We start from the raw sequence: 23,617 nt of genomic DNA on the forward strand, positions 1-23,617 counted from the left end.
GGTCTCGTCGGCGTGAAGGTTGTGGCTAACTGCGGCGCCCCCCTCAACCGATGCCGCGGCCTCGGAGGCGACAGCGACGTTGCAGGCCCTGTGATTGCGCGGCATGGCCTACTTGGCTTGTGCAAGTCGCCCGGTGTCAATCTCCGTCCTTTGCCGCACTTCCCCGTCGAAGTCCCGCAGCCCATGGCGCACCTGAACGCCGCGGGGGACCGATCGCGAGTGGTCGGCGAGCGCCAAACGAGTGTCCGCTTGCCATGCCGTTTCGCCTGCAAACTGCCCTTCCGCTATCGGCCAAGAGCCGCGCTGGGCCATCCTGTCGACCGGGTAGGTCCATGCGCTATGCTGCCGGAATGACGAACAAGGCCGACGTGGTCCCGAGGGCACGCCTCCCCTGGGACCTGCACCCCGCGCTGACGGAGGAGCGCATCACCGCCTGTGCCCGCCTGCTCGCCCGCGGGCGCACCGACGCGCTCGCCATGGCCGATAGCTGGGCGGGCGACGACGCCTGGTCGATCGGCTGCCGCGCCTACTCCTTCAGCCGCAACCGGCTCCGCCGTGCCGCCGAGGCGGGCCGCTACCCATGGCTCGGCGTGCTCGACGAGACGCACCACTTCGTCTTCCTCATCGACGGCGTGCCGGTGCGCTTCTTCCGGGGCGATGCCGAGGAGCCGAGCAAGCGCACGCTCCGCCAGCAGGAAAGCGAGGCGCAGCAACTCGCCCTGGCGCTTGGCGGGAACGACGCGGCCGAGGGGCTGATGTTCCGCCTCGCCGTGGAGACCGGTGAGGAGGGCGAGGTGACGCGCGTGGTGTTCCTCGCACTCCGGGGCGAGGAGGGGCGGGTCGTGTGTTTCTGGCCCGTGCCGGGCGTCGTCGACGCGCCGGCCGCCGAGCCTCAGCCGCGCGGGGCACGAGCAGGGCGGAACGACGTTCCTTCCATGCAGCTCCCCCTGCCGGCTACCGCGTCGACGTCTCGTCAACGCCGTGCAGCCGAGGTGGAGCGGCTTGCCGCCCTGCGCTGATCAACCGGGGCGATTGGTGCACAGTGGAGAGGAAGGCGTTACTGGAAGTCCCTGGACCTCGGTAGGACAGGGCGGCGGCTTCCCGGCTCCGGCCGCCTGACCTCGTCGTCCCCCCCCAAGCGCGCGCTCCGCCCACTCGCCTCCCGGCTCTCCCTGGCTGAGGCGGTCGAGCAGGTCGGAGCGGTCGAGCAGGCGCGCCACGACGAGGTGGTTGATCGGCACCTCCACGTGCTCGCTGACGCGCTCGACCCTGCCCTCGGCCACGAGGAGGCGGGCGCTCAGCAGCGCCGGTCGGTCGCGCTCGGCGATGGCGGCGAAGACCACGAGGTTGCCCGTGCCGAACTCGTCCTCGACCGTCAGGAAGACCACGCCCTTCGACGTGCCCGGCCTCTGGCGCATGAGGACGATGCCGGGCAGGCGGATCCTGGCGCCCGGCCTGAGGTTACCAAGCTGGCGGGTGTCGCCCAGCCCGAGGCGGTCGAGGGTGGGGCGGAGGATCGCCATGGGGTGCCGCCCGAGCGTCAGGCTGGTAGCGCGGTAGTCGTCCACCGCCTCCTCGCCCTCCCCTTGCTGGGGCAGGGCGGCCTCGGGCTCTGCCATCAGGGGCGCGCTGGCCGCCATCGCCGCCGCGGCGGTGTCCCGCGCCACCGCAAAGAGCGGCAGCTGCTGCGGCCCGCTCGCGGCCACCGCCGCGTCCCACACCGCCCGCCGCCGCACGGTCCCCGTGGGCCCGAAGGCGTTCGCGGCGGCCAGCGCCTCCAGCGTCCGTCGGCCCACCCCGGCGCGGATGGCGGCGTCCTCCACCGAGGCGAAGGGCGCGCCGTTGCGGGCTCGCCGGGCCCGCAGCAGCGCCTGCGCCTCCGCCTCGGGCAGGCCGGTGACCAGGCGCAGCCCCAGCCGGAGCGCCAGCCCGCCGCGGCTCTCCCGCTCGGGCTCGAGCGTGCTGTTCCAGTCCGACGCGTTCACGTCCACCGGGCGGACCAGCACCCCGTGCTCCCGGGCGTCCCGCACCAGCTGGGCGGGCGCGTAGAAGCCCATCGGCTGGCTGTTCAGCAGCGCGCAGGTGAACACGGCCGGGTGGTGCCGCTTGAGCCAGGAGGAGGCGTAGACGAGGTGGGCGAAGGAGGCGGCGTGGCTCTCGGGAAAGCCGTAGGAGCCGAAGCCCTCGATCTGGGCAAAGATCTGTTCCGCAAAGGCCGCCTCGTACCCCCGCCGGACCATGCCCTCGACCAGGCGCTCGCGGTAGCGGGCCACGCCGCCGGTCAGCTTGAAGGTCGCCATGGCGCGGCGCAGCTGGTCGGCCTCGTCGGGGGTGAAGCCGGCGGCGACGATCGCCACCCGCATGACCTGCTCCTGGAAGAGCGGCACGCCGAGCGTCTTGCCGAGCACCCGCTCGAGCTCGTCGGCCGGGCCGTGCTCGGGGGAGGGCGAGGGAAAGCTGACGGGCTCCTCGCCGGCCTTGCGGCGGAGGTAGGGGTGGACGAGGTCGCCGGCGATGGGACCGGGCCGGACGATCGCCACCTCCACCACGAGGTCGTAGAACGTCGCGGGTCGGAGGCGAGGGAGCATGTTCATCTGCGCCCGGCTCTCGACCTGGAACACGCCGACGCTGTCGGCCCGGCGGAGCATGGCGTAGGTCTCGGCGCACTCGCGCGGCAGGCTGGCGAGGTCGTGGTCCGGCCCGCCGTGGCGCCGCAGCAGGTCGAAGCTCCGCCGCAGGCAGGAGAGCATGCCGAGCGCCAGCACATCGACCTTGAGGATGCCGAGCGCGTCGATGTCGTCCTTGTCCCACTCGAGCACCGTCCGTCCCTCCATGGCGGCGTTGCCGACCACCGCCAGCTCGGTGAGCGCGCCGCGGGTGATGACGAAGCCGCCCACGTGGGTGGCGGTGTGCCGGGGAAAGTCGAGGATCTCCTCGGCCAGCTCCATGGTGGTGGCGAGCCGCGGGTCAGAGAGGTCCAGCCCCTCGCCCTGGGCGAGGTCGGCGAGCGACCCCTCCCCTCCCCCGCCCCAGCTCGCCCTGGCCAGCCGGGCGGTGACGTCCTCGGACAGGCCCATCGCCTTGCCGACCTCGCGGAGGGCACTCTTGGGCCGGTAGCGGATCACCGTGCCGCAGATCGCGGCGCGCTCGCGGCCGTAGCGCTCGTAGAGGTGCTGGATGACCTCCTCGCGGCGCTCGTGCTCGAAGTCGATGTCGATGTCGGGCGGCTCGCCGCGCGACGCCGAGACGAAGCGCTCGAAGAGGAGGTCGTGCTTGCCCGGGTCCACCGCCGTGATGCCGAGAGCGTAGCAGACGGCCGAGTTGGCGGCCGACCCCCTCCCCTGGCAGAGGATGCCGCGCTCGCGGGCGAAGCGGACGATCGCCTCCACCGTCAGGAAGTAGGGCGCGTAGCCGAGCTCGCCGATCAGCCGCAGCTCGTGGGCGATGCGCCCCTCGATCTCGGCCGGCACCACGGTCCAGCGCTCGGCCAATGTCGCCGCCACCCTCGCCTCGAGCGTCTCCTGGGCCGTGCGGCCGGGGTCCACCACCTCGTCCGGGTACTCGTAGCGAAGCCCCTCCAGCGAGAAGCCCCGCGTCGCCTCCAGCACGCGCAGGGTGTTGGCCACCGCCTCCGGGTGGCGGGCGAAGCGCAGCGCCACCTCGGCCAGGCTCTTGGGCCGGCGCTCCGCGTTGAGCTCGGCCGCCGCCCCGATGGCGTCCACCGTGGTGCCGAGCCGGATGGCGGTGAGCACGTCGGCCAGGCGCCGGCGGGAGGCCACGTGGTAGCGGACGTCGCCCACCGCGAGCAGCCACCCGCCCGCCGAGGCAGCGACGACCGCCAGCCGGTCCAGGCGGCGCTGGTCGTCGCCGCGGAGGGTGTGCGAGGCCGCCACCATCATGGGGAGGGCCAAGCGTCCCCGGAGGAGCTGTGCCTCCCGGCGGAAGCGCTCCTCGAAGCCTGCCGCGCCGCCCTCGCGAGCCTCCTCAGGAGGGACGGCGGCCAGCACCCAGCCCGCGGCGGCCGCCAGCAGGTCGTCTCGGCCGATGCGGCAGGCCTCCTTGGGCGAGGCCATGCGGGCGCGGGACAGCAGGGCCGTCAGGCGCCCGTAGGAGGCCCGGCAGGTCGGCCACACGAGGTACTCGGCGCCGTCCTCCAGGCGAAGCCGGCACCCCACCGCAAACGGGATCCCCGCCTCCTTGGCCGCGACGTGCCCGCGCACCACGCCGGCCAGGGTGTTGGTGTCGCAGAGCCCCAGCCCGGAGTACCCAAGCGCCTTGGCCGTGGCGGCGAGCTCCCAGGGGTGGGAGGCACCATCCAGGAAGGAGAAGTTCGACCGCGCCGCGAGCTCGGCAAAGGGCTGGACAGGCGGGCGCGGCTGCTCCCGGCCTCCTGGAACAGCCCGGCCCATGGCCTGCGCCATCAGGTGGAGTGCGGCGGGCGCGGCGGCTTCTTGACCACCACCATGTTGGCCCGCTCGAGGTGGGCCGCGAGCTGCTCGGCCAGCACGGCGGCCGCGACCTCCCAGGCGGCGCCGCGCCGGGGCTTGCCGCGCTCGTCGTGCCGCAGCGCGTAGGCCAGCACCTCGGCCACCTCCTCGCCGGTGGCGGGCACCAGCGGCAAGGGCGTGCCGCCCTCCAGGTCAGCCACGGGGCACCTGGGCCGACGGGGCATATCGGCGAGAACGGGCGAATCGAGCAGGGCGCGGCATCGGCGAAGGGTGCAGCGCCAAACGGAACAAAGCAAGAACTTGCACGCACGTAGAGACCCCGTGACCTCCTGGGACGGCACATCTCCGTTTGGGATCGTTGCCGCGAGGCGAGGGACCAGCACTGGGCAAAGGAGGTCGGACTTGGCACGGTCACAGCATGCCCACATCCAAGAGCCCAATCGCGCCACCGCTCGCCGGCGACGTTCACCCGGGACGCCGCTTCTCGCTCTGTGGCGAGGCGCTCGCGCCGGCCTTGATCGCGATGCAGGCGCAGGCGGTCGAGGCGGGTTGGCACCCGCGGGAGGTGGCCGTGGCGGTGATGACCTGGGCTGTCACGCAAGCGACCGCGATCGACGGAGCGGAAGCTGTAAGCGAGGCGCTCATGCTTTCGCTGGATGTCGCCCGCCTGCAGGAGTCGAAAGCGTGAGGACGTCGGCTATTACTGCGGGAGGCGATTCGAAGCTGTCGTTTGATCGTTGGTCCGCTGATCAGGCACGAGCAAGGATGTCGGGCATATCAGGAACGGTGAGGGTGTTGTGGACGTCGCAGCGGATCCGCGTCTCGGCGTCCTGATGCGCAGTGTCGTTGGCTGTCAAGCGCTCACACAGCCGCTTGGGACGTGACACGGCCGTCGATGTTGCGCCGCGCGCTCGGCTTCGCGGCGGACGTGCTGACCAACGAGGACACGGTGCTGCGCTGACGCCGACGGGTCGGAGAGCCACCAGCGACGGCCTCGGCGAGTTGCTCGCGGGTGGGCACGGGCGGGCGCACGGGAGCTTGGGCCGCTGGGACCACGAGCGACAGTTCCATGAGGCCGGCGGCGTTGCCGAGGATGGCGGCGGACTGCGCGTCGCCCCTATCGGCCGCGTAGTCGGACAGGCACTGCAGGGTGGCCAGGACCGAGCGCAGTTCGCTCTGGAAGCGGCGGTCGGAGGTCAGGCGCAGCGACATGGATGGGGCACTCGGGCCAGGGGTTGAGGTGGGCTCTTCAGAGCACTGAAGGTGTATGCAATCTCCTTAACGGATCGTATCGAAGCAAGGCTTCCTCAACACGTTGGTTGCAGGGTTCCACATCGTCGCAGCGACGCTGTGCGAGGGTACTCAGCCAAGGCGCTGAATCAGCAAGGAATGGCCTTTTCGTGAGGTGCGTCAGGTTTTGTGGCCTCACGTGACCGTGAGCCTGAGATGTGCGAGGTCTGGTGACAGTTACCGGAACACACCCGACGCGGAGGCGTCCCGCTTGGCTCACACCCTGTCCACTCTTCACCAGCAACTCCAGCAGGCGCTTCTCACGAGCCTGGAGATCCACCTCGACGGCTTGGACGATCCGGCCGCACGGCGCGCGGCCCTCGACGAGGCCTGCGGGCGCCTGAGTAAGCACCTCACTGCTCCCCTCCTCTCCTTGCGCTCCTCCGGTAGCGTGCCCTGGAAGCACCCCGCTCTCATCGGCGCCGCTCTCCACGCCGCTGCCCAACAGCTCCGCGGACAACTCGCCGACGCATGACCGGCCCAGCGTGTGAGCCTCCTTCAGTGTGGAAGTGTTATCAGCGCAACCCTGGCTCCTCGTCCTTGATCCCGTCGCGAGAGGAGGGTTCTTCAGGAGTTGCCTCAGAGGTCATCCGCGCTACGAGTTCGGCCGTGGCATAGGCGATCTCGACCCAAGCAAGAGCCTCCGTTTTCCGGCCCTCCTCGAGCAACGCGTGCATTCGCCGGATGCAGTGGTCGATCGCTTGGCTGCCGTGATCCCGCACGAGCGACGATGCGGTGTCCTCCCAAATAGAGCCGTTCGGCGGAGCGTTCATCCCCATGCCCTCCAGACCTGATCCAGCTCTACGGAGCACCTCGGCTCTTGGACGCAGGTGAGAGCGTATGTTTGCTGGGTGACCCGGTCTCCGGGAGAGGGACTGGTCCGGATAGGCTTCCAACCAGGACCCCGCGAAAACCGGTCTCATGCCTTCGAGGTTGTTGCTGAACTGCTGAGAAAGCCGGGCCCCCATCGGCGCCGACCAGGACCCCGACGCCTGACCTAATCTGCAAGCGAGTCCAACAGGTTGTGAGTTATCTAAGGCGCGGTCCCGTTTAGGTACTGAAAGACATTGAGATGATCGTCATGGAGGACGACCGCCGACGGTGCGCCCGCAATCCCAAAGTACGGGCCACCATCGACGCGACGATGGTCGTCCTGCGGGCTCAGTTCTCCAGCCTTCGGCGACATGGAGGGAACTGCGCGCGGCGCGCTCAAAATGGTTCACCTTGTCGCCTGCATCCGTCGTCTCCTGGGCATCCTCAACGCCCTCGTCTCGACCAGCACGCCATGGCAAACCGCTTGATCAACAAGACGGTCGCTCAGGTTACGCCATCTGGCCGGTCGAAATGGGGGGCGCTCCATTCAGCACCTCGCGCACGTCCACCTTGCGAGGTCTGCCGCCATGCTTCGCCGGCCGAATCAGCGGCGCCACCAGCACCCATTCCGCATCCGTCAGGTCAGACGGCACCGTCAAGTTGGCTGCCCCCCAGCTTGCCCGAGCAGTCCGCCACCGGGTAGTCGGGTGGGATGACCGCTTCGGCCGCCTGCCCCAGCTTCGCCGGGTATCGCTTTCCAGCGGAAATCATCAGCCAAGCGGTTTGGCTCTATTTCCGCTTCCCGCTCAGCTTGCGAATGGTGGAGGAAATGCTGGCTTTCCGTGGCATCGTGGTCAGCCACGAGACGCTGCGGCAATGGGGCCGTAAGTTCGGCCAGGCTTTCGCTAACGGGGTTCGCCGCCGACTTCCATGCGCCGGTGACAAGTGGCACGTGGATGAGGTCGTCCTCAAGATCAACGGTGTGACGCAGTGGCTTTGGCGTGCCGTCGACCAGGCCGGGATGGTACTCGACGTGCTGGTGCAGAGCCGAAGGGATAAGCAAGCTGCCAAGCGGCTACTGCGAAAGCTGCTGAAGCGGCAAATGCGAGCACCGCGTGTCATGATCACCGACAAGCTGGCAAGCTACGGCGCCGCCAAGAAGGAGGTGATGCCTTCGGTCGAGCACCGGCAGCACAAAGGGCTGAACAACCGTGCGGAGAACTCGCATCAGCCGACACGACGACGGGAACGGCAGATGAAGCGCTTCAAGTCAGGGGGCCAAGCACAGCGCTTCCTCTCCGCTCACGACGGGATCAACAACCTCTTTCATTTTCGCCGCGACCACGTCACCGCCAGCGAGTACCGCGCCGCAAGGGCGCTGGCGTTCGAGGTGTGGTCCGACATCAGCGGGGTCACCGCGCGAACTTGATTGCCTTGCTCCCGCTGTCGATCAGTCAGCCCTCGTCGCCTTCAGGTAGGCAAGTTGACGGTGCCCTTGGTCGAGCAAGGGGCCAACCTGCGACCCGTCAGCGGCATCATGGTTCCTGATTACGCGGCTTCCTCAGCCGGCCACGTCACGGTACGAATCAAGAACATCGAGGTGATTGCAAAGGGATAGCTGTGGCCCGCAACTCAGTGCAGTTCCAGAAGGGGCTCAGCGGACCCGAGTTCGAGCAGCAGTACGGCAGTGAGGAAGCATGCCGCGAGGCACTGTTCCGCTGGCGCTGGCTAGAAGGCTTCGAGTGCCCGATCTGCGGCGAGCAACGCCATAGCGCAATCAGGTCGCGCCAGCTGTTTCAGTGTAGCGCCTGCCGACGGCAGACCTCGCTGACGGCCGGCACCATCTTCGCCGCCACCAAGGTGGCGCTGCGGACTTGGTTCCGGGCCATCCATCACGTGACCCAGACGAAGCAGGGGATCTCCAGCATCGAGTTGGCCCGCCGCCTCGGCGTGACCCAGAGCACGGCCTGGACCATCAAGCACAAGCTCGGGCAGGTGATGCTGGAGCGTGACGCCGAGAAGCTGCTGGCCGGTCGCATCGAGCTCGATGACGCCTATCTCGGCGGCGAGCGCTCGGGCGGCAAGCGTGGCCGTGGCTCGCCTGGCAAGACGCCCTTCCTGGCCGCCGTCGAGACCACGCCGGAGGGCAAGCCGGTACGGCTGAAGCTGCACCGGGTGACGAGCTTCTGCAGCCGCGCCGTCGAGGGCTTTGCCAAGCGCAGCCTGCATCCCACCTGCGAGGTGGTCAGCGACGGCCTCGGCTGCTTCGCTGCCGACAGCAAGGCCGGGTGCCAGCACACGGTCATCAAGACCGGCTCGGGCGCGCGGGCTGCTCGCACACCGGCTTTCAAGTGGGTCAAAACCGCGCTCGGCAACATCAAGGCCGCGATCACCGGCACCTACCGCTCGATCGCGCCCAAGCACGTGCCGCGCTATCTCGCCGAGTTCGAGTACCGCTTCAACCGCCGCTACGATCTCGCTGCCATGCTGCCGCGCCTCGCCACAGCCGCTGCACAGACCCCGCCGATGCCGTATCGCATGCTCAAGTTGGCTGATGTTTCCGCGTAATCAGGAAAATAATTTGCCAAGGTAGAACGGCTCTGATCTGCTGCGACGAGGGGTGGGATCTGGCGGCACATGTTCGATCTGAGGATCTGTCCTGACAAGGGAGCGCTCGGCCAGGCCGCCGCAACGGCGGGGGCCGAGACGATCCGCGCGGCGCTGCAAACGCGGGGTGAGGCGACGATCGTCGTGGCCACCGGCGCCAGCCAGTTCGAGATGCTGCAGGCGCTGACCGCCATGCCAAACATCGCCTGGGACCGGGTGACGGCCTTCCACCTGGACGAGTATGTCGGCCTGCCGGTGACGCATCCTGCCAGCTTCCGTGGCTACCTGCGGCAGCGCTTCCTAGCGCCGCTCGGCGGCCGGCCGACGCTGGTGGAGGTGGATGGCGAGGCGGCCGACCCGGCAGCCGAGGCCGCGCGCCTGTCGTCGCTGATCGATGGCCGAACCGTGGATGTCTGCTTCGCCGGCTTCGGCGAGAACTGTCACCTCGCCTTCAACGATCCCCCGGCCGACTTCGACGCGCCCTCCGCATACATCGTCGTGGAGCTGGACGAGGCCTGCCGCCGGCAGCAGCTCGGCGAAGGTTGGTTTCCCAGCCTGGAGGCGGTGCCGCGTCATGCCATCAGCATGAGCATCCCGCGCATCATGCAATCGGCGCTGGTGGTTCTGTCGGTGCCCGACGCGCGCAAGGCCGCCGCGGTGCGCGACGCGGTGCAGGGCCCGGTCACGCCGCTGCACCCCGGCTCCATCCTGCAGCGCCATCCGAAGGCGCTGCTGTTCGTCGACCCGTCGGCCGCGTCGCTGCTGCGACAGCCGTGAGCGAAGCGCTGCTCTCGCCCGGGCTAGTGGACCTGCAGGTCAACGGCTTCGCCGGCGTCGACTTCAACGACGCGGCGGTGACGGTGGCGGCGCTGGACCGGGCGCTGGAGGCGATGCTGGCCACCGGCGTCACCTGTTGCCTGCCCACCGTCATCACGGCGCCCGAGCCGGTGCTGCGCGCCCGGTTGGAGGCATTGGACGCCGCCGTAGCCGGCAGCCGGCTGGGGCCGCTGATGTGCCCGGGCTTCCACCTCGAAGGCCCCTTCCTGAATCCGGCCGAGGGCTATGCCGGTTGCCACCCGCCCGAAGCAATGGGCACGCCAGACCCCGCGCTGCCGGCCCGGCTGGAAGCCGGATTGTCACGGCCCATCCTGCTGCTGACGCTCGCGCCGGAGCGGCCAAACGCCCTGGCCTGCATCCGCGCCGCGCGCGCCGAGGCGCGGCTGGTAGCGATCGGCCACAGCGCCGCGGACTTCGCCGAAGTCGCGGCCGCCGCCGAGGCGGGCGCCACGCTGTCCACCCATCTCGGCAACGGCCTGCCGCAGAGCCTGCCGAAGCTGGCCAACCCGATCTTCGCGCAGCTGGCCGAGGACCAGCTCTGCGCCGGCTTCATCGCCGATGGCATCCACCTGCCGCCGGCGGCGCTGCGGGTCATGCTGCGCGCCAAAGGCCAGGGCCGCGCCTTCCTGGTCACCGACGCGACGTCCGCCGCCGCAGCGCCGCCCGGCCGCTATCCCTTCGCCGGCATGGTGGTGGAACGCGGCGCCGACGGCACGGTGCGCCAGGATGGCGGCCGCACGCTTGCGGGGTCCTCGCTCTGCCTCGATGCCGCGCTGCGCAACTTGGTGGCCTGGGGCGCCGCGACTCCGCACGAGACGCTGCGGCTGGCCGGCGAGATCCCGGCCGCACTGCTGGCCCCGGTGCTGGCGGCGCGCGGCATCACTCTTGCGCCAAGCGAGGCCAAGTGGTCGCCTTCGCTACGCCTGCGGCGCATCCGCCTCGGCTCCGCCGAGCGGCGCTTCCCCGACCCATCCGACCATGAACCGGAGATCAGCCAAGATGCGTGACCTTCCCCTGCCGCGCCGGGCCATCGTCGGTGGGCTCACCGCCGCCACGGTCCTGGGCGGGACGCTGCGGCCTGTCCGCGCGGCGCTGCCGCCGATGCCGCGCTCACCCGTTGCCATCAGTGTCATGGACGTGTCCGGCGCCTTGGCGCTGCACCAGCGTGCCTTCGACGATTATCGCGCCGCTAAGCGGGATGTGGTTTCGCGCATCACCTTCGTAAAGGCGCCGGCGCCGGAACTGGCGGCCAAGATCAAGGCACAGCAGGATGCCGGGCGGTCCGACCTGGACTTGGTGCTGACCGGCAGCGACGGCCTGGCCAGCGGCCTGGCGCTGAACCTGTGGCAGCATATTCTGCCCGAATATGACGAGAAGTTTCCGAGCCTGGAAGCCAGCTACCAGCCGGCGGCGCTGAACCTGCACCGCGAGCAGGGCGGGGGCTTCGGCGTGGTGTGCTCCTACTACCCGTCCGGGCCGCTGCTGGAATACATGCCCGCCCGCGTGGCCGAGGTGCCGCGGACGGCCGAGGACCTGCTGGCCTGGGCGAAAGCCCACCCAGGCAAGTTCATGTATGCGCGGCCGAGCAATTCCGGCCCAGGCCGTACCTTTATGATGGGCCTACCCTACCTGCTGGGCGACCGTGACCCGAAGGACCCGGTGGGCGGCTGGGACAAGACCTGGGCCTACCTGCAGGAACTCGGCCAGTACATCGAGAGCTATCCGAGCGGCACCGGCGTCACGATGCGCGAGCTGGGTGACGGCTCGCGGGACATGATCGTCTCCACTACCGGCTGGGACATCAACCCCCGCGCGCTCGGCATCGTGCCCAAGGAGGCGAAGGTGGCAGTCCTGCAGGGCCACCACTGGGTGTCCGACGCCAACTACATGGTGGTGCCGAAGGGCCTGTCGCAGGACCGGCTGGCGGTGGTGCTGGACATGATGGCCTTCGTGCTGCAGCCGAAGATGCAGGCCTATGCCTATGACGAGGGCTACCTCTACCCCGGCCCGGCGGTGAAGGACGTGGGACTGGATCTGGCGCCGCCTGAGAGCCGCCGGGTAATCGAGGAATTTGGCCGGCCGGAATACGCCGCGATGATTGCCGACCATCCGATCGAACTGCCGCTGAAGCCCGACCAGATGGTGCTGGCGTTCCGTCGCTGGGACGAGCTGGTGGGGTCCCGCGTGGCGCGGCGCTGAGGGACTGCGTTGCACGGACCAGCCTGCAAGCGCAGTGAGGCGCGGAGGCATCCGGGATCATGGGACGCGGACATACTCCGGGCGTCCAAGCTTAAGCATGCGGTTCAGCACACCTACAGCGATGGTCACCTCCGTCGCACGGCGCCCGCTGGTGCGCGAACGCAGCGCGCCGCCAATAACGCGTTTGAACCTGCTCATGTCCGCTTCGACAAGAGCGCGCCAGTTGTAGCCAGACACCTTCTGCCAGCCCATGCGTCCGCGCTCGGCGATGGCCCGGAGGTGATGGTCGCGCTGGGTGGGCGCCGTCTCGGCCGTGGCGCTCGGTACGGCACCCGATCGTGGCGGCACGATTACCACAGCATCGGGGTGCCGCGCAGCGACCTCACCATAGACGCCGTCCTGGTCGTAGGCGCCGTCGGCGGTGAACGAGGCGATTGGGTCCGCAACCTGGTCGAGCAAGGGACCGACCTGCGAGGCGTCATCGACGTCGTTCGTCGTCAGGGTGGACGCGACGATCCGCCCGGTGTCGGCATCCACGCCGATGTGCAGCTTGCGCCACGATCGGCGCGTCCTGCTCCCGTGCTTCTCGACCAGCCACTCGCCTGGGCCACATAGCCGCAGCCCTGTGCTGTCCACCAGCAGGTGTATGGGGCGCGTGCCAGCGCGAGCCTGCGGCACCTCCAGCGTCTCGGCCCGGCGGCTGAGGGTGCTGTGGTCCGGCACGGGCAGGTCGAGACCGAGCAGAGCAATGATCGAGCCAATCAGGCCTTCGGTCTGGCGCAAGGCCAGGCGAAACACGGCCCGAAGTGTCAGGGCCGTGGAGATGGCCAACTCCGAATAGCGGGGTTGGCCGCCCTGCGTGGTCCGGGGCTCGGCCTTCCAGGCCGCAATCGCCGCCTCCGTGAACCAGACGGTTAGACTGCCGCGCGCGCGGAGTGCGGCATCGTACGCCGCCCAATTCGTCGCCCGGAACCTTGGCTTCGGAATACGGTGACGGCAGTCGGCATTCGCCTTGAAGGGCAAGCTGGGCTCTCCGGAAGGATGACAGGCCGTCGGCCCTCAGGAACCTAAGCCAACCAGCCCGCTAGGCCGATCCGTGCAACACAGTCACAACAGGCTTGAACTGGACGATGACGGCGTCGAAGGACGAATATGAGCCATACGGGGTTTAAGAGCTTCGCCTCAACGGCGCGCATCTGTCGCGCCTATGACGAACTCCGCGGTCACCTTCGCCCTCGCGTACGTCACAACCAACATGTTCCCGCCAACCGCATGCGCTTGCTTCATCTCCGTCGTGCGGCCACCGTGCTCGCCATTCTCTCGGTAGGGTATGGCAGACAACCTCAGACGGCACGCGACGGCATTTCTGGCGCAAGAGCTGACAGAGCCCTGAGCCACGTCTGACAGGTTGCGGTTAGGCACTCAGGGATCAGGTAATCTGAACCTGGACTGGCGTTGGATTGTAGCCGTTGCAGGGATTGTTGACCTGAGGACAGTTGGAGATCACGGCCAGCGCATCCATTTCTGCCCGCAGCGCGACCACACAGCCCGGCGGCGAGACACCTTCTGCAATTGCCGCGCTGCCAGAAGGCAGTACCGGCACGCGCATGAAGAAGTTGACGTTCGGCACGATGTCGCGCCGCCCTAGCCCGTGCTGAGCAAGGGCGTGCAGGAAGTTCTCGCGGCAGCCAGGACAGTTCTCCACGCCGTAGAGCATGCGATTGGATGGCGCGCTGCAGCAGCCCCCGATCGTATCGTGACCACCGAACTGGTCTTCGGTGATGGTGAAGATCGGCCGCGCTATATCCGAGTAGAGCACATGCCCGGCCGTCAAGAAGATAGTCCCGGCAGCCTTCATCGTGTTCGGTGCGTGGTAGCGCTCCTCGGGATCCGCGGCATTGTAGCAAAGAAAGTCGACAGCCTGCTGTCCATGCAGGTCGATGATGCGCAGGGTATGGCCACGAGGCACGATGCCAGACCAGGGTGCTCCGGCAGGGACAAGTTCATCCAGCATTGGTTTCCGCCCCTTCTGGTCGCCATGATCCGGAAATCTACGGCACTACCAAGCACCATGTGCAAGCCTTGCATGCATTCAGTGGCGCCGAATGAAGTCCAGTGCAGCCTTGTTGAACCCATCTGGCTGCTCCATGGGCACGGAATGGCCGGCATCAGCAATCGAGAACCACTCGGCCTGGGGCATGTGGCGGACCCAACGCTGCATGAGAGCCGGCGGTGCCAGAAGGTCGGCGCTGGCACTGATGACAAGCAGCGGAGTGTGGATTGCTTCGACCTTGGCGAAGGTATTGGGCGTGCGCAGCGGCTGCGGACGCGCGTTCTTCTGTCGCGCCTTCTCCTCCGCTTCAAGCCATGCCGCCGTCCGCTCAGGATGAGCGGCCCGGAAGGATGGGCCGATCTCAATGAAGCTTTCAGGTAGTTGGCGAAAGCCCGGGACATCCAAGTTACGGCTCAGTTGCTGCATCTCTGGTTCGGAGAAAGAGCCTGTGCTCGCGGCAACGACCAAGCTGCGTAGCGTCTGTGGGCGCCAACCTGCATAGTCCAACGCGACGAAGCCACCTCCGGCAACGCCGATCAGGTGAAAGCTGGGCAGGCGGAGGTGGTCCACCAGCATGGCGAGATCCTCGGCGACACTGCCCGGCTGCGGTCCTGTCGACGGATCGGCGATGCTGTTGCCCCAGCCACGACGGTCGAAGGCGATGACGCGGTAGCCTGCGGTGGAGAGAGCGTCGAACTGATCAGCCCAACTCGCACTGGTGCCCGTGTTGGCATGCAGGAGCACAGCGGGCGTCCCATCCCCACCAGTGTCGCGCACAAAGAGGCGGACCCCAGGAAGCGCGACTGTGATCCCGTCCGGCACCGCCGCACGCGCGGGTAATGTCGACAACCCGACGCCCGCGGTAACAAGGGTCAGAAAGGAACGTCGGGGCAGCATGCGTATCTTCCTCAGGCCGTTTTGCAAGCCGCAGGTTTGGTCAAGCACGCAGAAGGGTAATCGGCACGGCCGATCCGTGGCCTGTTCCAATTTCAGGCCCGCTTGCGGGTAGCCGCAGGCGCTCCTTTGCTCTTGCCACCCGCAGCTTCCTTGGCTGCTTTTGATGCCTTTGACTTGGATGAGGATCGAGTGGGTGCCTTCTTGGCCGGCGCTCGTTTGCCCTCGTCCGTGCTCTGACCAAGACTGCGCTTCAGGGCGGCCATGAGGTCGATGACGTTGTCCCGGCGCTCCTCGGGCTCGGGCTCCGGCGCTTCTTCCTCGCCCCGCAGCTTGGCCTCGATCACCTCGCGCAGGCGAGCCTCGTAGCGGTCTTCCATATCGCCGGGGTCGTACTTGCCGGTCTGGCGATCGACGAGCTGAGTGGCCAGCCGGACCATCTCCTGGTCGGGCTTGCTGCCGGGCACGCTGGCGAAGAGCTCCTTCGGGTCTTCGAGGTCGCGCTCCTCGTGGAGCGTGTGCAGCACCAGCCCGCGGTCCATGGGCACGATGGCGATGGCCCGCTCCCTGCGCGCGAGCACGAGGCGCGAAAGTGCCATGCGGCCGCTCTTGGCAATGGCGTCCCGCAGCACGACGTAGACGTCCTGCCCGGCCTGACCATCCGGCACGAGGTAGTAGCTCGCGTCGAAGTAGATCGGGTCGATGGCGTCGGCTGCTACGAACTTGTCGACCGTCAGTACCTCGGAGGTGTCGATCTTCGCCCGCTCGAAGTCGGCATCGTCGAGGATGACGTAGGTGTCCTTCTTGAACTCGTAGCCCTTCACGAGCTCGCCGCGCTCTACCGGCTTGTCGGTGCCCGCGTCCACGGTGACCATCCGCACGCGGTTCTGCGTCTTGGGGTTGATCAGGTGAAAGCTCAGGTCGCCCGAAGTCTTGTGGGCCGTGTAGAGGGCCACCGGGCAGGAGACGAGGGCGAGGCGGAGGTGTCCCCGCCAGATCGGGTGCTTCTGGGCCATCAGTGCGTTTCCTCGGGAATAGACTGCCGCAGGGTCCCGTAGCCCTGCCAGGGATTGGCCTTCAGCCGCTTGAGGCGGTCGGGCACGGTCGCGAGGGTGAAAGCCAGCGGGTCGAGCTTGGCCGTGACCTCGCGCCAGGACAGCGGCGTGGCCACAGGGGCGCCAGGGCGGGCACGGGGCGAGTAGCTGGCTACCGCCGTGGCGCCGGGGCCGTTGCGCAGCCAGTCCACGAGGATGCGCCCGCGGCGCTTGGCCTTCGGCACCGTCGAGACGAAGCGCTCGGGCATGTCCGCTTCCATGGTCGCGGCGAAGTGGCGGCAGAAGGCCCGAACGGCGAGCCAGCCAGAGGCGTGCTGGATGGATGCGACGACGTGGAGGCCCTTGCCGCCCGTGGTCCGGCAGAAGCTCTCCAGCCCTGCCTTCTTCAGCCGGGCACGGACTTCCTTGGCGGCCTCCACCACATCGGGGAACGGCACCCTTTCGCCAGGATCCAGGTCGAAGACGATGTGGTCGGGATGCGCGATGTCGCGCTCGGGCGAGCCCCAGACATGCAGCTCGATGGCCGACATCTGGGCGCAGGCGACCAGCCCCTCCTCGATATCGAGGGCCAAGTAGGGGCCCTCGGCCGCCACTCTGTCCCGGATGGAGGGTGGCATGCCTTTGCTGCCGTGCTTTTGGAAGAAGCGCTCCCCCTCGATGCCCTCGGGGCAACGGAGTAGGGCTAGCGGGCGACCGGCAATGCCAGGCAAGGCCACCGCGGCGACGGTACGCCAGTAGTCAGCCAGTTGGACCTTTGTCACGCCGGGCCAGAGTTCCCGCTCGGCATGGGTGATCTGGACTGCGCCGACCCGCTGGCTGCCGCGCTTCGGCGCGGTGGCGTGCACGATGGTTGCTTTCACCTGCCCACGAGGCTGGAAGACCTGCGGCTCGACCTCGGAGGGCGGCACGTCGCGCACCACCTCGTCCGCCTCCTTGTCCTGCCGAAGGCCGAGGTAGGTCGCGTGGCGGATGCGGCCAAAACCGGTCCAGCCGATGAACTGTGCCTCTGCCACGAGCTCGGGGCGCACCCATCGGATCGCGGGGTCGGGCGGCTCACCAGCAAAGAGTAGGCCCTCCGGAGGGGTACTCGGCATGGCGCTTAGCCTGCGGGTGAGGGAGCGAAGCTCGGCCTCCGAGAAGCCGGTGCCCACACCGCCAACGTAGTGGAGCTTCCGCTGCTCGTCGTAGAAGCCGAGGTGGAGCGAGCCGAGGCCCGTCCGACTGCCAGCCGGCGGTGTCCAGCCGAGCACGACGAACTCCTCACGCCCCTGGCACTTCACCTTCACCCAGTCACGGGTGCGCGCGGCGCGATAGGGCGAGTTCGCCTGCTTGCAAATGATCCCCTCGAGGCCGAGGGCGCAGGCCTGCTTTCGAACCCGGGCGCTCTCGCCTTCCAGATGGTCGCTGTACCGGAGCGCCCCGCCCCAGTCGGAGAGCGGCTTCAGGGCCGCCTTGCGGTCCACCAGGCGGCAGCCGCGCAGGTCCCAGCCTTCCAGGTGCAGGAGGTCGAAGGCATGAAGGAACAGGGCCTTCCTGCTTCCGCCGTTGGCGAGCGCTGACTGCAGGGCGGGAAAGGAGGAGAGCCCGTCCTCGCGCAGGGCGACCAGTTCACCGTCCATCAGCAGGGTCTTGGGCTTCAGGGAGGCGACCGCGCGGGCGACGTCCGGAAGCTTGGTCGTCCAATCCTGGCCGTTGCGGGTGATCAGACGGACCTGCCGGCCTTCCTTCCAAGCGAGAAGGCGGTAGCCGTCGAACTTGACCTCGCTGATCCACTCGTTGCCCTCAGGCGGCTCCCCGACCAAGGTCGCCAACTCCGGCTTTTGGCTCTCGGGCAGAAGGCCACGCACTGCCCCGGGGTAGGGAGCATCGCCGGCGGGCTCTGCGCTCGGGGCTGCCGCGGGCTTCTCTGCCACCGGTGTACCGGGCGTCGAGGTGGGTGCTGCGGCCGTCTTCCGACGCGTCTTCGCCTTATTGGTTGTGGCGGGCGCGATTTGGGGCCCTGGTTCCAGCTCCAGCGTCTCGGCGTCCGCGCCCTGCCGCTCCTCGGCGTCATGCTCCTTGATCAGGAGCCAGTTCTCCGCCCGCTCGCCATCACGCTGACGTAGGCGAACGAGGACGAACCCGCCCTTGAGCCGCGTCCCATTCAGCCGGAGCTTGAGCTCGCCTTTCTCAAGGTCCTCGACAGGGTTGCCGAGGGGTGTCCATTCCCCAGCGTCCCAAATCTCGACGGTGCCGGCGCCGTAGTTCCCCTCGGCAATCGTGCCCTCGAAGGTCACGTACTCGAGGGGGTGGTCCTCCACCCGCACGGCCAGGCGCTTGTCCGCGGGATCGAGGGAGGGCCCCTTTGGCACGGCCCAGCTCCAGAGGACACCGCCATGCTCCAGGCGGAAGTCCCAGTGAAGGCGCCGGGCCGCATGCTTCTGGACCACGAACTTCAGTGCTGCCTTTGGGAAGGGCGTGGTGCTCTGCGGTGCCGGCTCACTGGTGCGGGCGAAGTCGCGCTTGGCCCGGTAGGTCCGGATCGAGGTGTCGCGAGCAGCGGCGGATCGGGCTGGCATGGCGTCTGGAGAACGTGGTTCTGCGCCAGTCAGTTGCAGCGGTGGAAGGACACCCGCTCCCCATTGGGATACCGAGCCCGCAGGGAAGGAGGCGTTAGCCGCAGGTTCGTAAAAATGAGGGGAGAGAAGGACTTGAAGGAGGATGCTGACGGGCGCGGGCGCCCAAGTCTACGGTGTGCGAGGGAGGCCGAACCATGCGGTATGACCTGATTGTGGTGGGTGGCGGAATCGCGGGGGCGGCGCTTGCCCAAACGCTCGCTACTGCCGGAGCGAAGGTCCTCGTCCTAGAGCGCGAGACCACGTTCCGCGACCGTGTGCGCGGAGAGCAGCTGCACTGTTGGGGCGCCGCCGAGGCCCGCCTCCTAGGACTCCACGAACTGCTCCGCACCGAGGTCGGGTACGAGGTACGCCTATGGTCGTCCCGCGTCGCCGGGATCCCGGCGGCGGCGCCACGCGATCTCGTGGAGACCTCGTCACACCGCCTCCCCGTGCTCAACTTTCACCATCCGGAGATGCAGACTGTGATGCTACACGCCGCCGAGGCCGCCGGGGCCGAGGTTCTGCGTGGACCTGTGGTGCTCGGTGTCACACCTGGTGAACGCCCGACAGTGCGCGCGAGGGTGCCGGGTGGGGAAGAGCAGGACTACGAGGCGCGGCTGATTGTCGGGGCAGACGGCCGCAACTCCGCCTGCCGAGGTTGGGCTGGCTTCGAGGTCCGCCGCGATCCCGAGCGCATGATTGTGGCCGGAGCGCTGATACACGGCTTCGGGGCGCCTGCGGACCGGATCAGCTCCATCATGGACCCGGCGGGCGGCTGCCTGTCCTTCAACGCCCCGCTTAGCGATGGGCGCTTCCGCAGCTATTTTGCATGGTTCGATGCGGGTAACGGTGACGGCCGCCGCCGTACCGCTGGGCCACGCAGCCTTGAAGCTTTTGCGGAGAGCAGCATCGCTGCTGGTGCCCCGTCAGACTGGTTCGCGTCCGCCGAACTGATCGGCCCTCTCGCCTCCTTTGAGGGAACCGACAACTGGGTGCCGCACCCCTACCGCAACGGGGTCGCGCTGATCGGTGACGCTGCCGCATCCAACGACCCGTCCTTCGGTGCGGGCCTTTCGCTCGCGTTGGGCGACGTGCGTTCACTCCGAGACCAATTGCTGGCGAATGGGGACTGGGAAGCAGCGGGTCACGAATATGCCGCTGAGCACGACCGCCGCTACGAGGCCGTCCACCGCATCACCGACTGGATCAGGACCCTCTTCCTCGATCCTAGACCTGAGGCTGCGGCGATCCGGACACGGGCCCTGCCGCGCATCGCCGCGGACCCGAGCCGCCGCGTGGATTACGTTGGTCTCGGTCCCTTGGCCCCGAGCGATGATGCCGCGCGGCGCCGCTTCTTTGGCGAGGACTAAAAGTGCGTCCTGCGGTTCCAAACGAGACGGATTCTTCAGAGTGTGGGAGAGAAGCGCACTGCTCGCTCTGTTTTCCGAGGTCTGCCCACAGGATCATCTGGTGCACCAAGGGCACGGAGCGGCAGTGTGGGGTCGTTAGCGACCGAGCCGGCAGTGTAACTCGGCGCTGGTAAGGCGCTCACCGCGTCGCACGGCAGCAACGATCTCGCGGGTCAGAGCAGGTAAGTCGTCGATGAATTCAGAGAGCGGCGGCGGCACGTTGAAGGTGCGGCGGTACACCTTGACCGCCTCCTCCAGCGGGGCCGGAGCGGATGCCGGCATGCCGTCCCAGGTAGCGCCATCCTTGTCCCACATGTGACCCCCTATGCAGCGGTCTGAGGGGCTAGGCCGAGCCTGGCCATGGTAGACTTGAAGATGCAGCAATGAAGCGCATCATTCCCTTACGAAATCGTATATTTTACCGTGATGGTTGAAGCTGGCGTTGAGTGAAGTGGCTGTGCGCTGGCTGAACCCGTTATGCTCATGCAGGTTGTCAGGCTTACTCCCTGGCTTGTCCAAATTGAGCCGCTAAAAAGGCTGTATTGTGCTCGCCGTGGTTGATCCGTTGGTCGCCGATGAAGGCCTGTCTGCGTTCTGAAGAACGTCGTCTATCTAAGACCCTGCCAAGCGGGAGTGGCGACTGCGACGTAAAACAACCCATAGACGATTAAAGAGCGGTCATTGTGCCGGCAGCAACGCGCTTGCAGCAGCTAAACAAGCAGCGTGCTGATGACGCAAAGAGGCATCGGCTCAATCCGTTGGAAGGAGTTCTTGTTCAACGGCTAGAACGTCGAGGGCTACAGCGGCGTCGGCAAAGCTAATCGGCGGACAGAGGGTGGTGCCCTCGTCGTCGACCACAGCAACGCAATTCTGCTTGCGCACCGGGGCTGCTGTGACTTCCAGCGGCGTGGTGAGTTGTTTCCTGATCCGCAGCGCAACTGACACGCCTGACCGAGCAGCGACAGCTCAACCTTTAGGAGCCGCGCCGCCTCGAAAGGCTAGAACCGTGAGGTGATGATGGCACCGGCAGCAGCCTTTATAACTCTCCTCGCACTCCTCGGGGCTGCACCAGCGGTTGCGCAGCCGACCACCTCCCTCGATCTCCCCGGCCAAGCTCGACGCGGACAGACAACGGTCTTCGCGGCTAGTTCCGCAGGCCGCAGGATGGCCGATGGCGGCCGGATCGAATTGAACTCGGATACCGCGGCGAGCAACATGCTTCCGCTTGGCACGACGGCCCGAGTTCGGAATCTTCGCAACGGTCGAGTGGCCATGGTGCGCGTGCGCGATCGGCTGCCGGCATCGGGCAACCGCATCATCAGCGTCACCCCGAAGGTCGCCCGGTTTCTCGGCATGGGTCCCGCTGGGAGGACCGAAGTCGAGGTCGCGCCGCTCGCCATTCCTCAGCGCGACGGCAGCGTTCGCCTTGGTTCCGGGACAGCCCTTCGCGGCCGACGAGCCTACGTGACCGACGCGGCGCGCTGACCGGCAACGTGTCCGGGTTGTACGTCAGCAGCCTTTGGGTGGGCGGAGCGTATTGTTGGTCGCAGCACGGCCCCGCAGCTCGCCGCTGTATCGGCTGCCTGCGTCCCACTCCGGCTCATAAAGGGCCAATTTGGGACACCTCCGTCAACCGGGTTCGGGTGACAGGGAGCGCGCCCAACCTCAGCCAGGACCTCTTACCGCCTGCCATTCACGACCAGCCCGAACACGAAGCCGACTGTTCGGGCAATCAGGAGGGACGGCAGCGGATGCCGACTGACAACGGCAACGGCTGCACCTCCCGCCTGCCCGGCTCGGCCCAGGGCCTCCGCCGTGCCAGTCCGGGCCCGTTCCGCAACGCTGCCATGGACGGCCGTGTCCGTTCCGTCCGAAGTGATAAAACCAGTAGCGCCCGCCTTCTGGACAGGGTCTGAAGCCGGGAAGGTGTCCTCCACCCCCTTGTCGACCTTTGCCTCGTGGGTGGCGCCCGGCTTCAGATCGGAAACCCAGTGTCCCGTTTCCTCATCGCGCTTCTGATCCGTCCTGTCCTTGTCCATGGTCCCCGCCTCCGATGATGGTTGCCGACCCTGCACCAGCCCCATAAGGGTGCTTCAGTTCAGCGGAGAGGAAGTGCAGCAAGACGGAAGAGAGTTGCATGACCGGCTTGGCAGCCTTCCAGTTTTTTACGTCCCTTCCCTGCCCCGCGCAGCGACTGACTTTCAACAAGCTGCCGGGCGGCCCTAGACTGCCAGTCAAAGGCTCTACGTACCGGGTAGGATGCTTTGGCTGAAGGCAGTTCGCGATTTGGCCGGAGCGTTGTGCGGGACCTGCGCAACCGCTTGCGCTTCGCCCTGGCGGGACTGGTGCTGCTCATCGGGCTGCATGTGCTGGCCATGATGGCGCTGGAAGGCCTGGGCCTCGGCTCTGCCGTCTGGCTCACCTTCACCACCATCACCACGACAGGGTATGGCGACTACGCCCCGAAGACGGTCGCGGGTCGGGCGGCGACGATTGGCCTGATCTATCTCAGCGGCATCTTCCTGTTAACCCAGGCCGCCAGTGCCTTTTTCGGTCTGCGCGTGCTCAGACGCCAACGGATGCGCCGGGGCGAGTGGAGATGGAACATGCGGGATCACGTCGTGATCGTGAACGCACCGGCTGACCAGCCGGCGGAGTACCTCAGGCGGCTGCTGGACCAGTTGCACCGCTCCCATGCCGGTACGGAGGCGATCCAGGCGCTGGTGATCACTGAAACCTTCCCAGACGGCATGCCGCCGATGCTGGAGGACGATCCGTTGATCGTACAGGTGCGCGGACGCTTCGACGACCCTGCAGCCCTCAAGGCCGCAAACGTGGCCGAGGCCCGCGTCGTAGTGGTGCTGGCCGAGGAAGAAGCGGAGCGCCTCTCCGACAGCCGCGCGTTCGATATCATCCACCGCCTACGCGAGGATGGTGTGCGTGCCCGCATCATCGCGGAATGCGTGGATGACCGGAACCGCGAACGGCTCAAGAAGGCTGGCGCTGACGCCGTGGTCCGGCCACTGCGTGGCTACCCCGAGATGATCGTGCGCGCCATCGTCGCGCCCGGCACGGAACGCATCATCGAGCGTCTCTTTGGTAGCGAAGGCGACGAATGCCTCCGCTTCGCGGTGCGGGTGGAGGGGATCACCTGGTCCCGCCTCGTGTCGGTCATACTGGAGGCAAACTTCGGCACGCCGATCGCCTACATGGAGGCGGAGGGACACCTGCATACCAATCCCGCGCCCCACAAAACCCTGGTGGCGACGGCTCTGTTCGTGTTGGTGGACGATGCGCAGCGGCCAACTGCGGCGGCGATTCAGAAAACGTTGGATCAGATAACCTAACGGGGTGCTGATAGTGACGAGGCGACGGCATTGGGAGTGGCGGCGGCGTAGGGTCAAAGAGCTCGAGT

22 protein-coding genes and 1 pseudogene are annotated in these 23,617 nt (G+C 67.6%); 11 read left to right on the plus strand and 12 right to left on the minus strand.

Annotated elements, in window-relative coordinates:
- Positions 1 to 350: 350 nt before the first annotated feature.
- Entirely contained in the window at positions 351 to 1,019 is a 669-nt protein-coding gene (locus tag EAH89_RS25355; protein WP_140886491.1) for a hypothetical protein, read from the plus strand.
- Here EAH89_RS25355 and EAH89_RS25360 read toward each other — a convergent pair whose 3' ends face one another.
- Both EAH89_RS25360 and EAH89_RS25365 read right to left on the minus strand, forming a co-directional pair.
- Entirely contained in the window at positions 1,020 to 4,421 is a 3,402-nt protein-coding gene (locus EAH89_RS25360; protein WP_277753893.1) for an error-prone DNA polymerase, read from the minus strand.
- Complete coding sequence (locus tag EAH89_RS25365; protein ID WP_140886493.1) at positions 4,421 to 4,648, minus strand: hypothetical protein; 228 nt, start codon at positions 4,646 to 4,648, stop codon at positions 4,421 to 4,423. Before EAH89_RS25365 ends, EAH89_RS25360 begins: the two co-directional genes overlap by 1 nt.
- Before the next feature lie 218 nt (positions 4,649 to 4,866).
- Between EAH89_RS25365 and EAH89_RS25370 the strand changes: the two genes are divergently transcribed.
- Complete coding sequence (locus EAH89_RS25370) at positions 4,867 to 5,136, plus strand: hypothetical protein (RefSeq protein ID WP_140886494.1); 270 nt, start codon at positions 4,867 to 4,869, stop codon at positions 5,134 to 5,136.
- Between the two features lie 173 nt (positions 5,137 to 5,309).
- Here the strand turns inward: EAH89_RS25370 and EAH89_RS25375 are convergent, their stop codons facing one another.
- Positions 5,310 to 5,660, minus strand: a complete 351-nt coding sequence (locus tag EAH89_RS25375; protein ID WP_140886495.1) for a hypothetical protein — start codon at positions 5,658 to 5,660, stop codon at positions 5,310 to 5,312.
- A gap of 289 nt (positions 5,661 to 5,949) precedes the next feature.
- Here EAH89_RS25375 and EAH89_RS25380 point away from each other — a divergent pair, with 289 nt between their 5' ends.
- Positions 5,950 to 6,213: a hypothetical protein gene (locus EAH89_RS25380; RefSeq protein WP_140886496.1), complete on the plus strand. Its 264-nt coding sequence runs from the start codon at positions 5,950 to 5,952 to the stop codon at positions 6,211 to 6,213.
- A 40-nt stretch (positions 6,214 to 6,253) separates the two neighbouring features.
- Here the strand turns inward: EAH89_RS25380 and EAH89_RS25385 are convergent, their stop codons facing one another.
- Both EAH89_RS25385 and EAH89_RS25390 read right to left on the minus strand, forming a co-directional pair.
- Positions 6,254 to 6,511 (minus strand): hypothetical protein, encoded by a 258-nt coding sequence (locus EAH89_RS25385; protein ID WP_140886497.1) that lies wholly within the window; start codon positions 6,509 to 6,511, stop codon positions 6,254 to 6,256.
- Positions 6,512 to 7,093: 582 nt separating this feature from the next.
- Positions 7,094 to 7,210: pseudogene (locus tag EAH89_RS25390) on the minus strand (IS5/IS1182 family transposase); the annotation flags it as partial.
- Positions 7,211 to 7,263: 53 nt separating this feature from the next.
- On the opposite strand from EAH89_RS25390, the gene EAH89_RS25395 reads away from it, so the two are divergent.
- The 5 genes from EAH89_RS25395 to EAH89_RS25415 all read left to right on the plus strand — a co-directional run bounded on the left by EAH89_RS25395 (position 7,264) and on the right by EAH89_RS25415 (position 12,194).
- Positions 7,264 to 7,980 carry an IS6 family transposase gene (locus EAH89_RS25395; RefSeq protein WP_140886498.1) on the plus strand — a complete coding sequence of 239 codons (717 nt, stop codon included), beginning with the start codon at positions 7,264 to 7,266 and terminating at the stop codon, positions 7,978 to 7,980.
- Between the two features lie 191 nt (positions 7,981 to 8,171).
- Positions 8,172 to 9,119 (plus strand): IS1595 family transposase, encoded by a 948-nt coding sequence (locus tag EAH89_RS25400; protein WP_140886499.1) that lies wholly within the window; start codon positions 8,172 to 8,174, stop codon positions 9,117 to 9,119.
- A gap of 69 nt (positions 9,120 to 9,188) precedes the next feature.
- The gene (locus tag EAH89_RS25405; protein ID WP_140886500.1) at positions 9,189 to 9,935 is read left to right on the plus strand and encodes a glucosamine-6-phosphate deaminase; all 747 of its coding nucleotides are present in this window, start codon (positions 9,189 to 9,191) and stop codon (positions 9,933 to 9,935) included.
- Entirely contained in the window at positions 9,932 to 11,002 is a 1,071-nt protein-coding gene (locus EAH89_RS25410) for an N-acetylglucosamine-6-phosphate deacetylase (RefSeq protein ID WP_241667208.1), read from the plus strand. The genes EAH89_RS25405 and EAH89_RS25410 overlap by 4 nt, the downstream gene beginning before the upstream one ends.
- The gene (locus tag EAH89_RS25415) at positions 10,995 to 12,194 is read left to right on the plus strand and encodes an extracellular solute-binding protein (RefSeq protein WP_140886501.1); all 1,200 of its coding nucleotides are present in this window, start codon (positions 10,995 to 10,997) and stop codon (positions 12,192 to 12,194) included. Before EAH89_RS25410 ends, EAH89_RS25415 begins: the two co-directional genes overlap by 8 nt.
- 57 nt (positions 12,195 to 12,251) lie before the next feature.
- Here EAH89_RS25415 and EAH89_RS25420 read toward each other — a convergent pair whose 3' ends face one another.
- The 5 genes from EAH89_RS25420 to ligD form a co-directional block, all read right to left on the minus strand.
- Positions 12,252 to 13,217, minus strand: coding sequence for an IS5 family transposase (locus EAH89_RS25420; RefSeq protein ID WP_140886502.1), 966 nt, complete (start codon positions 13,215 to 13,217; stop codon positions 12,252 to 12,254).
- A gap of 406 nt (positions 13,218 to 13,623) precedes the next feature.
- Entirely contained in the window at positions 13,624 to 14,208 is a 585-nt protein-coding gene (locus tag EAH89_RS25425) for a DUF1989 domain-containing protein (protein WP_140886503.1), read from the minus strand.
- Between the two features lie 78 nt (positions 14,209 to 14,286).
- Complete coding sequence (locus EAH89_RS25430) at positions 14,287 to 15,144, minus strand: alpha/beta fold hydrolase (protein ID WP_140886504.1); 858 nt, start codon at positions 15,142 to 15,144, stop codon at positions 14,287 to 14,289.
- A 92-nt stretch (positions 15,145 to 15,236) separates the two neighbouring features.
- A complete protein-coding gene (ku, locus tag EAH89_RS25435; RefSeq protein WP_140886505.1) occupies positions 15,237 to 16,157 on the minus strand; it encodes a non-homologous end joining protein Ku in 921 nt (306 codons plus the stop codon).
- A complete protein-coding gene (gene ligD / locus EAH89_RS25440; RefSeq protein WP_140886506.1) occupies positions 16,157 to 18,754 on the minus strand; it encodes a DNA ligase D in 2,598 nt (865 codons plus the stop codon). The genes ku and ligD overlap by 1 nt, the downstream gene beginning before the upstream one ends.
- A 194-nt stretch (positions 18,755 to 18,948) precedes the next feature.
- Here ligD and EAH89_RS25445 point away from each other — a divergent pair, with 194 nt between their 5' ends.
- On the plus strand, positions 18,949 to 20,163 hold the full coding sequence (locus tag EAH89_RS25445; RefSeq protein WP_140886507.1) for an FAD-dependent oxidoreductase: 1,215 nt from the start codon (positions 18,949 to 18,951) through the stop codon (positions 20,161 to 20,163).
- A gap of 135 nt (positions 20,164 to 20,298) precedes the next feature.
- Here EAH89_RS25445 and EAH89_RS25450 read toward each other — a convergent pair whose 3' ends face one another.
- Entirely contained in the window at positions 20,299 to 20,517 is a 219-nt protein-coding gene (locus tag EAH89_RS25450) for a hypothetical protein (protein ID WP_140886508.1), read from the minus strand.
- 702 nt (positions 20,518 to 21,219) lie between these two features.
- Here EAH89_RS25450 and EAH89_RS25455 point away from each other — a divergent pair.
- Positions 21,220 to 21,687, plus strand: coding sequence for a septal ring lytic transglycosylase RlpA family protein (locus tag EAH89_RS25455; protein WP_140886535.1), 468 nt, complete (start codon positions 21,220 to 21,222; stop codon positions 21,685 to 21,687).
- A 194-nt stretch (positions 21,688 to 21,881) separates the two neighbouring features.
- Here EAH89_RS25455 and EAH89_RS25460 read toward each other — a convergent pair whose 3' ends face one another.
- Positions 21,882 to 22,241, minus strand: coding sequence for a hypothetical protein (locus EAH89_RS25460; RefSeq protein ID WP_140886509.1), 360 nt, complete (start codon positions 22,239 to 22,241; stop codon positions 21,882 to 21,884).
- A gap of 282 nt (positions 22,242 to 22,523) precedes the next feature.
- Between EAH89_RS25460 and EAH89_RS25465 the strand changes: the two genes are divergently transcribed.
- Entirely contained in the window at positions 22,524 to 23,549 is a 1,026-nt protein-coding gene (locus EAH89_RS25465; protein WP_206667678.1) for an ion channel, read from the plus strand.
- Positions 23,550 to 23,617: the final 68 nt, after the last annotated feature.

Origin of the sequence: Muricoccus nepalensis (genome assembly GCF_006438825.1) — a bacterium.
GTDB lineage: Bacteria > Pseudomonadota > Alphaproteobacteria > Acetobacterales > Acetobacteraceae > Roseomonas > Roseomonas nepalensis.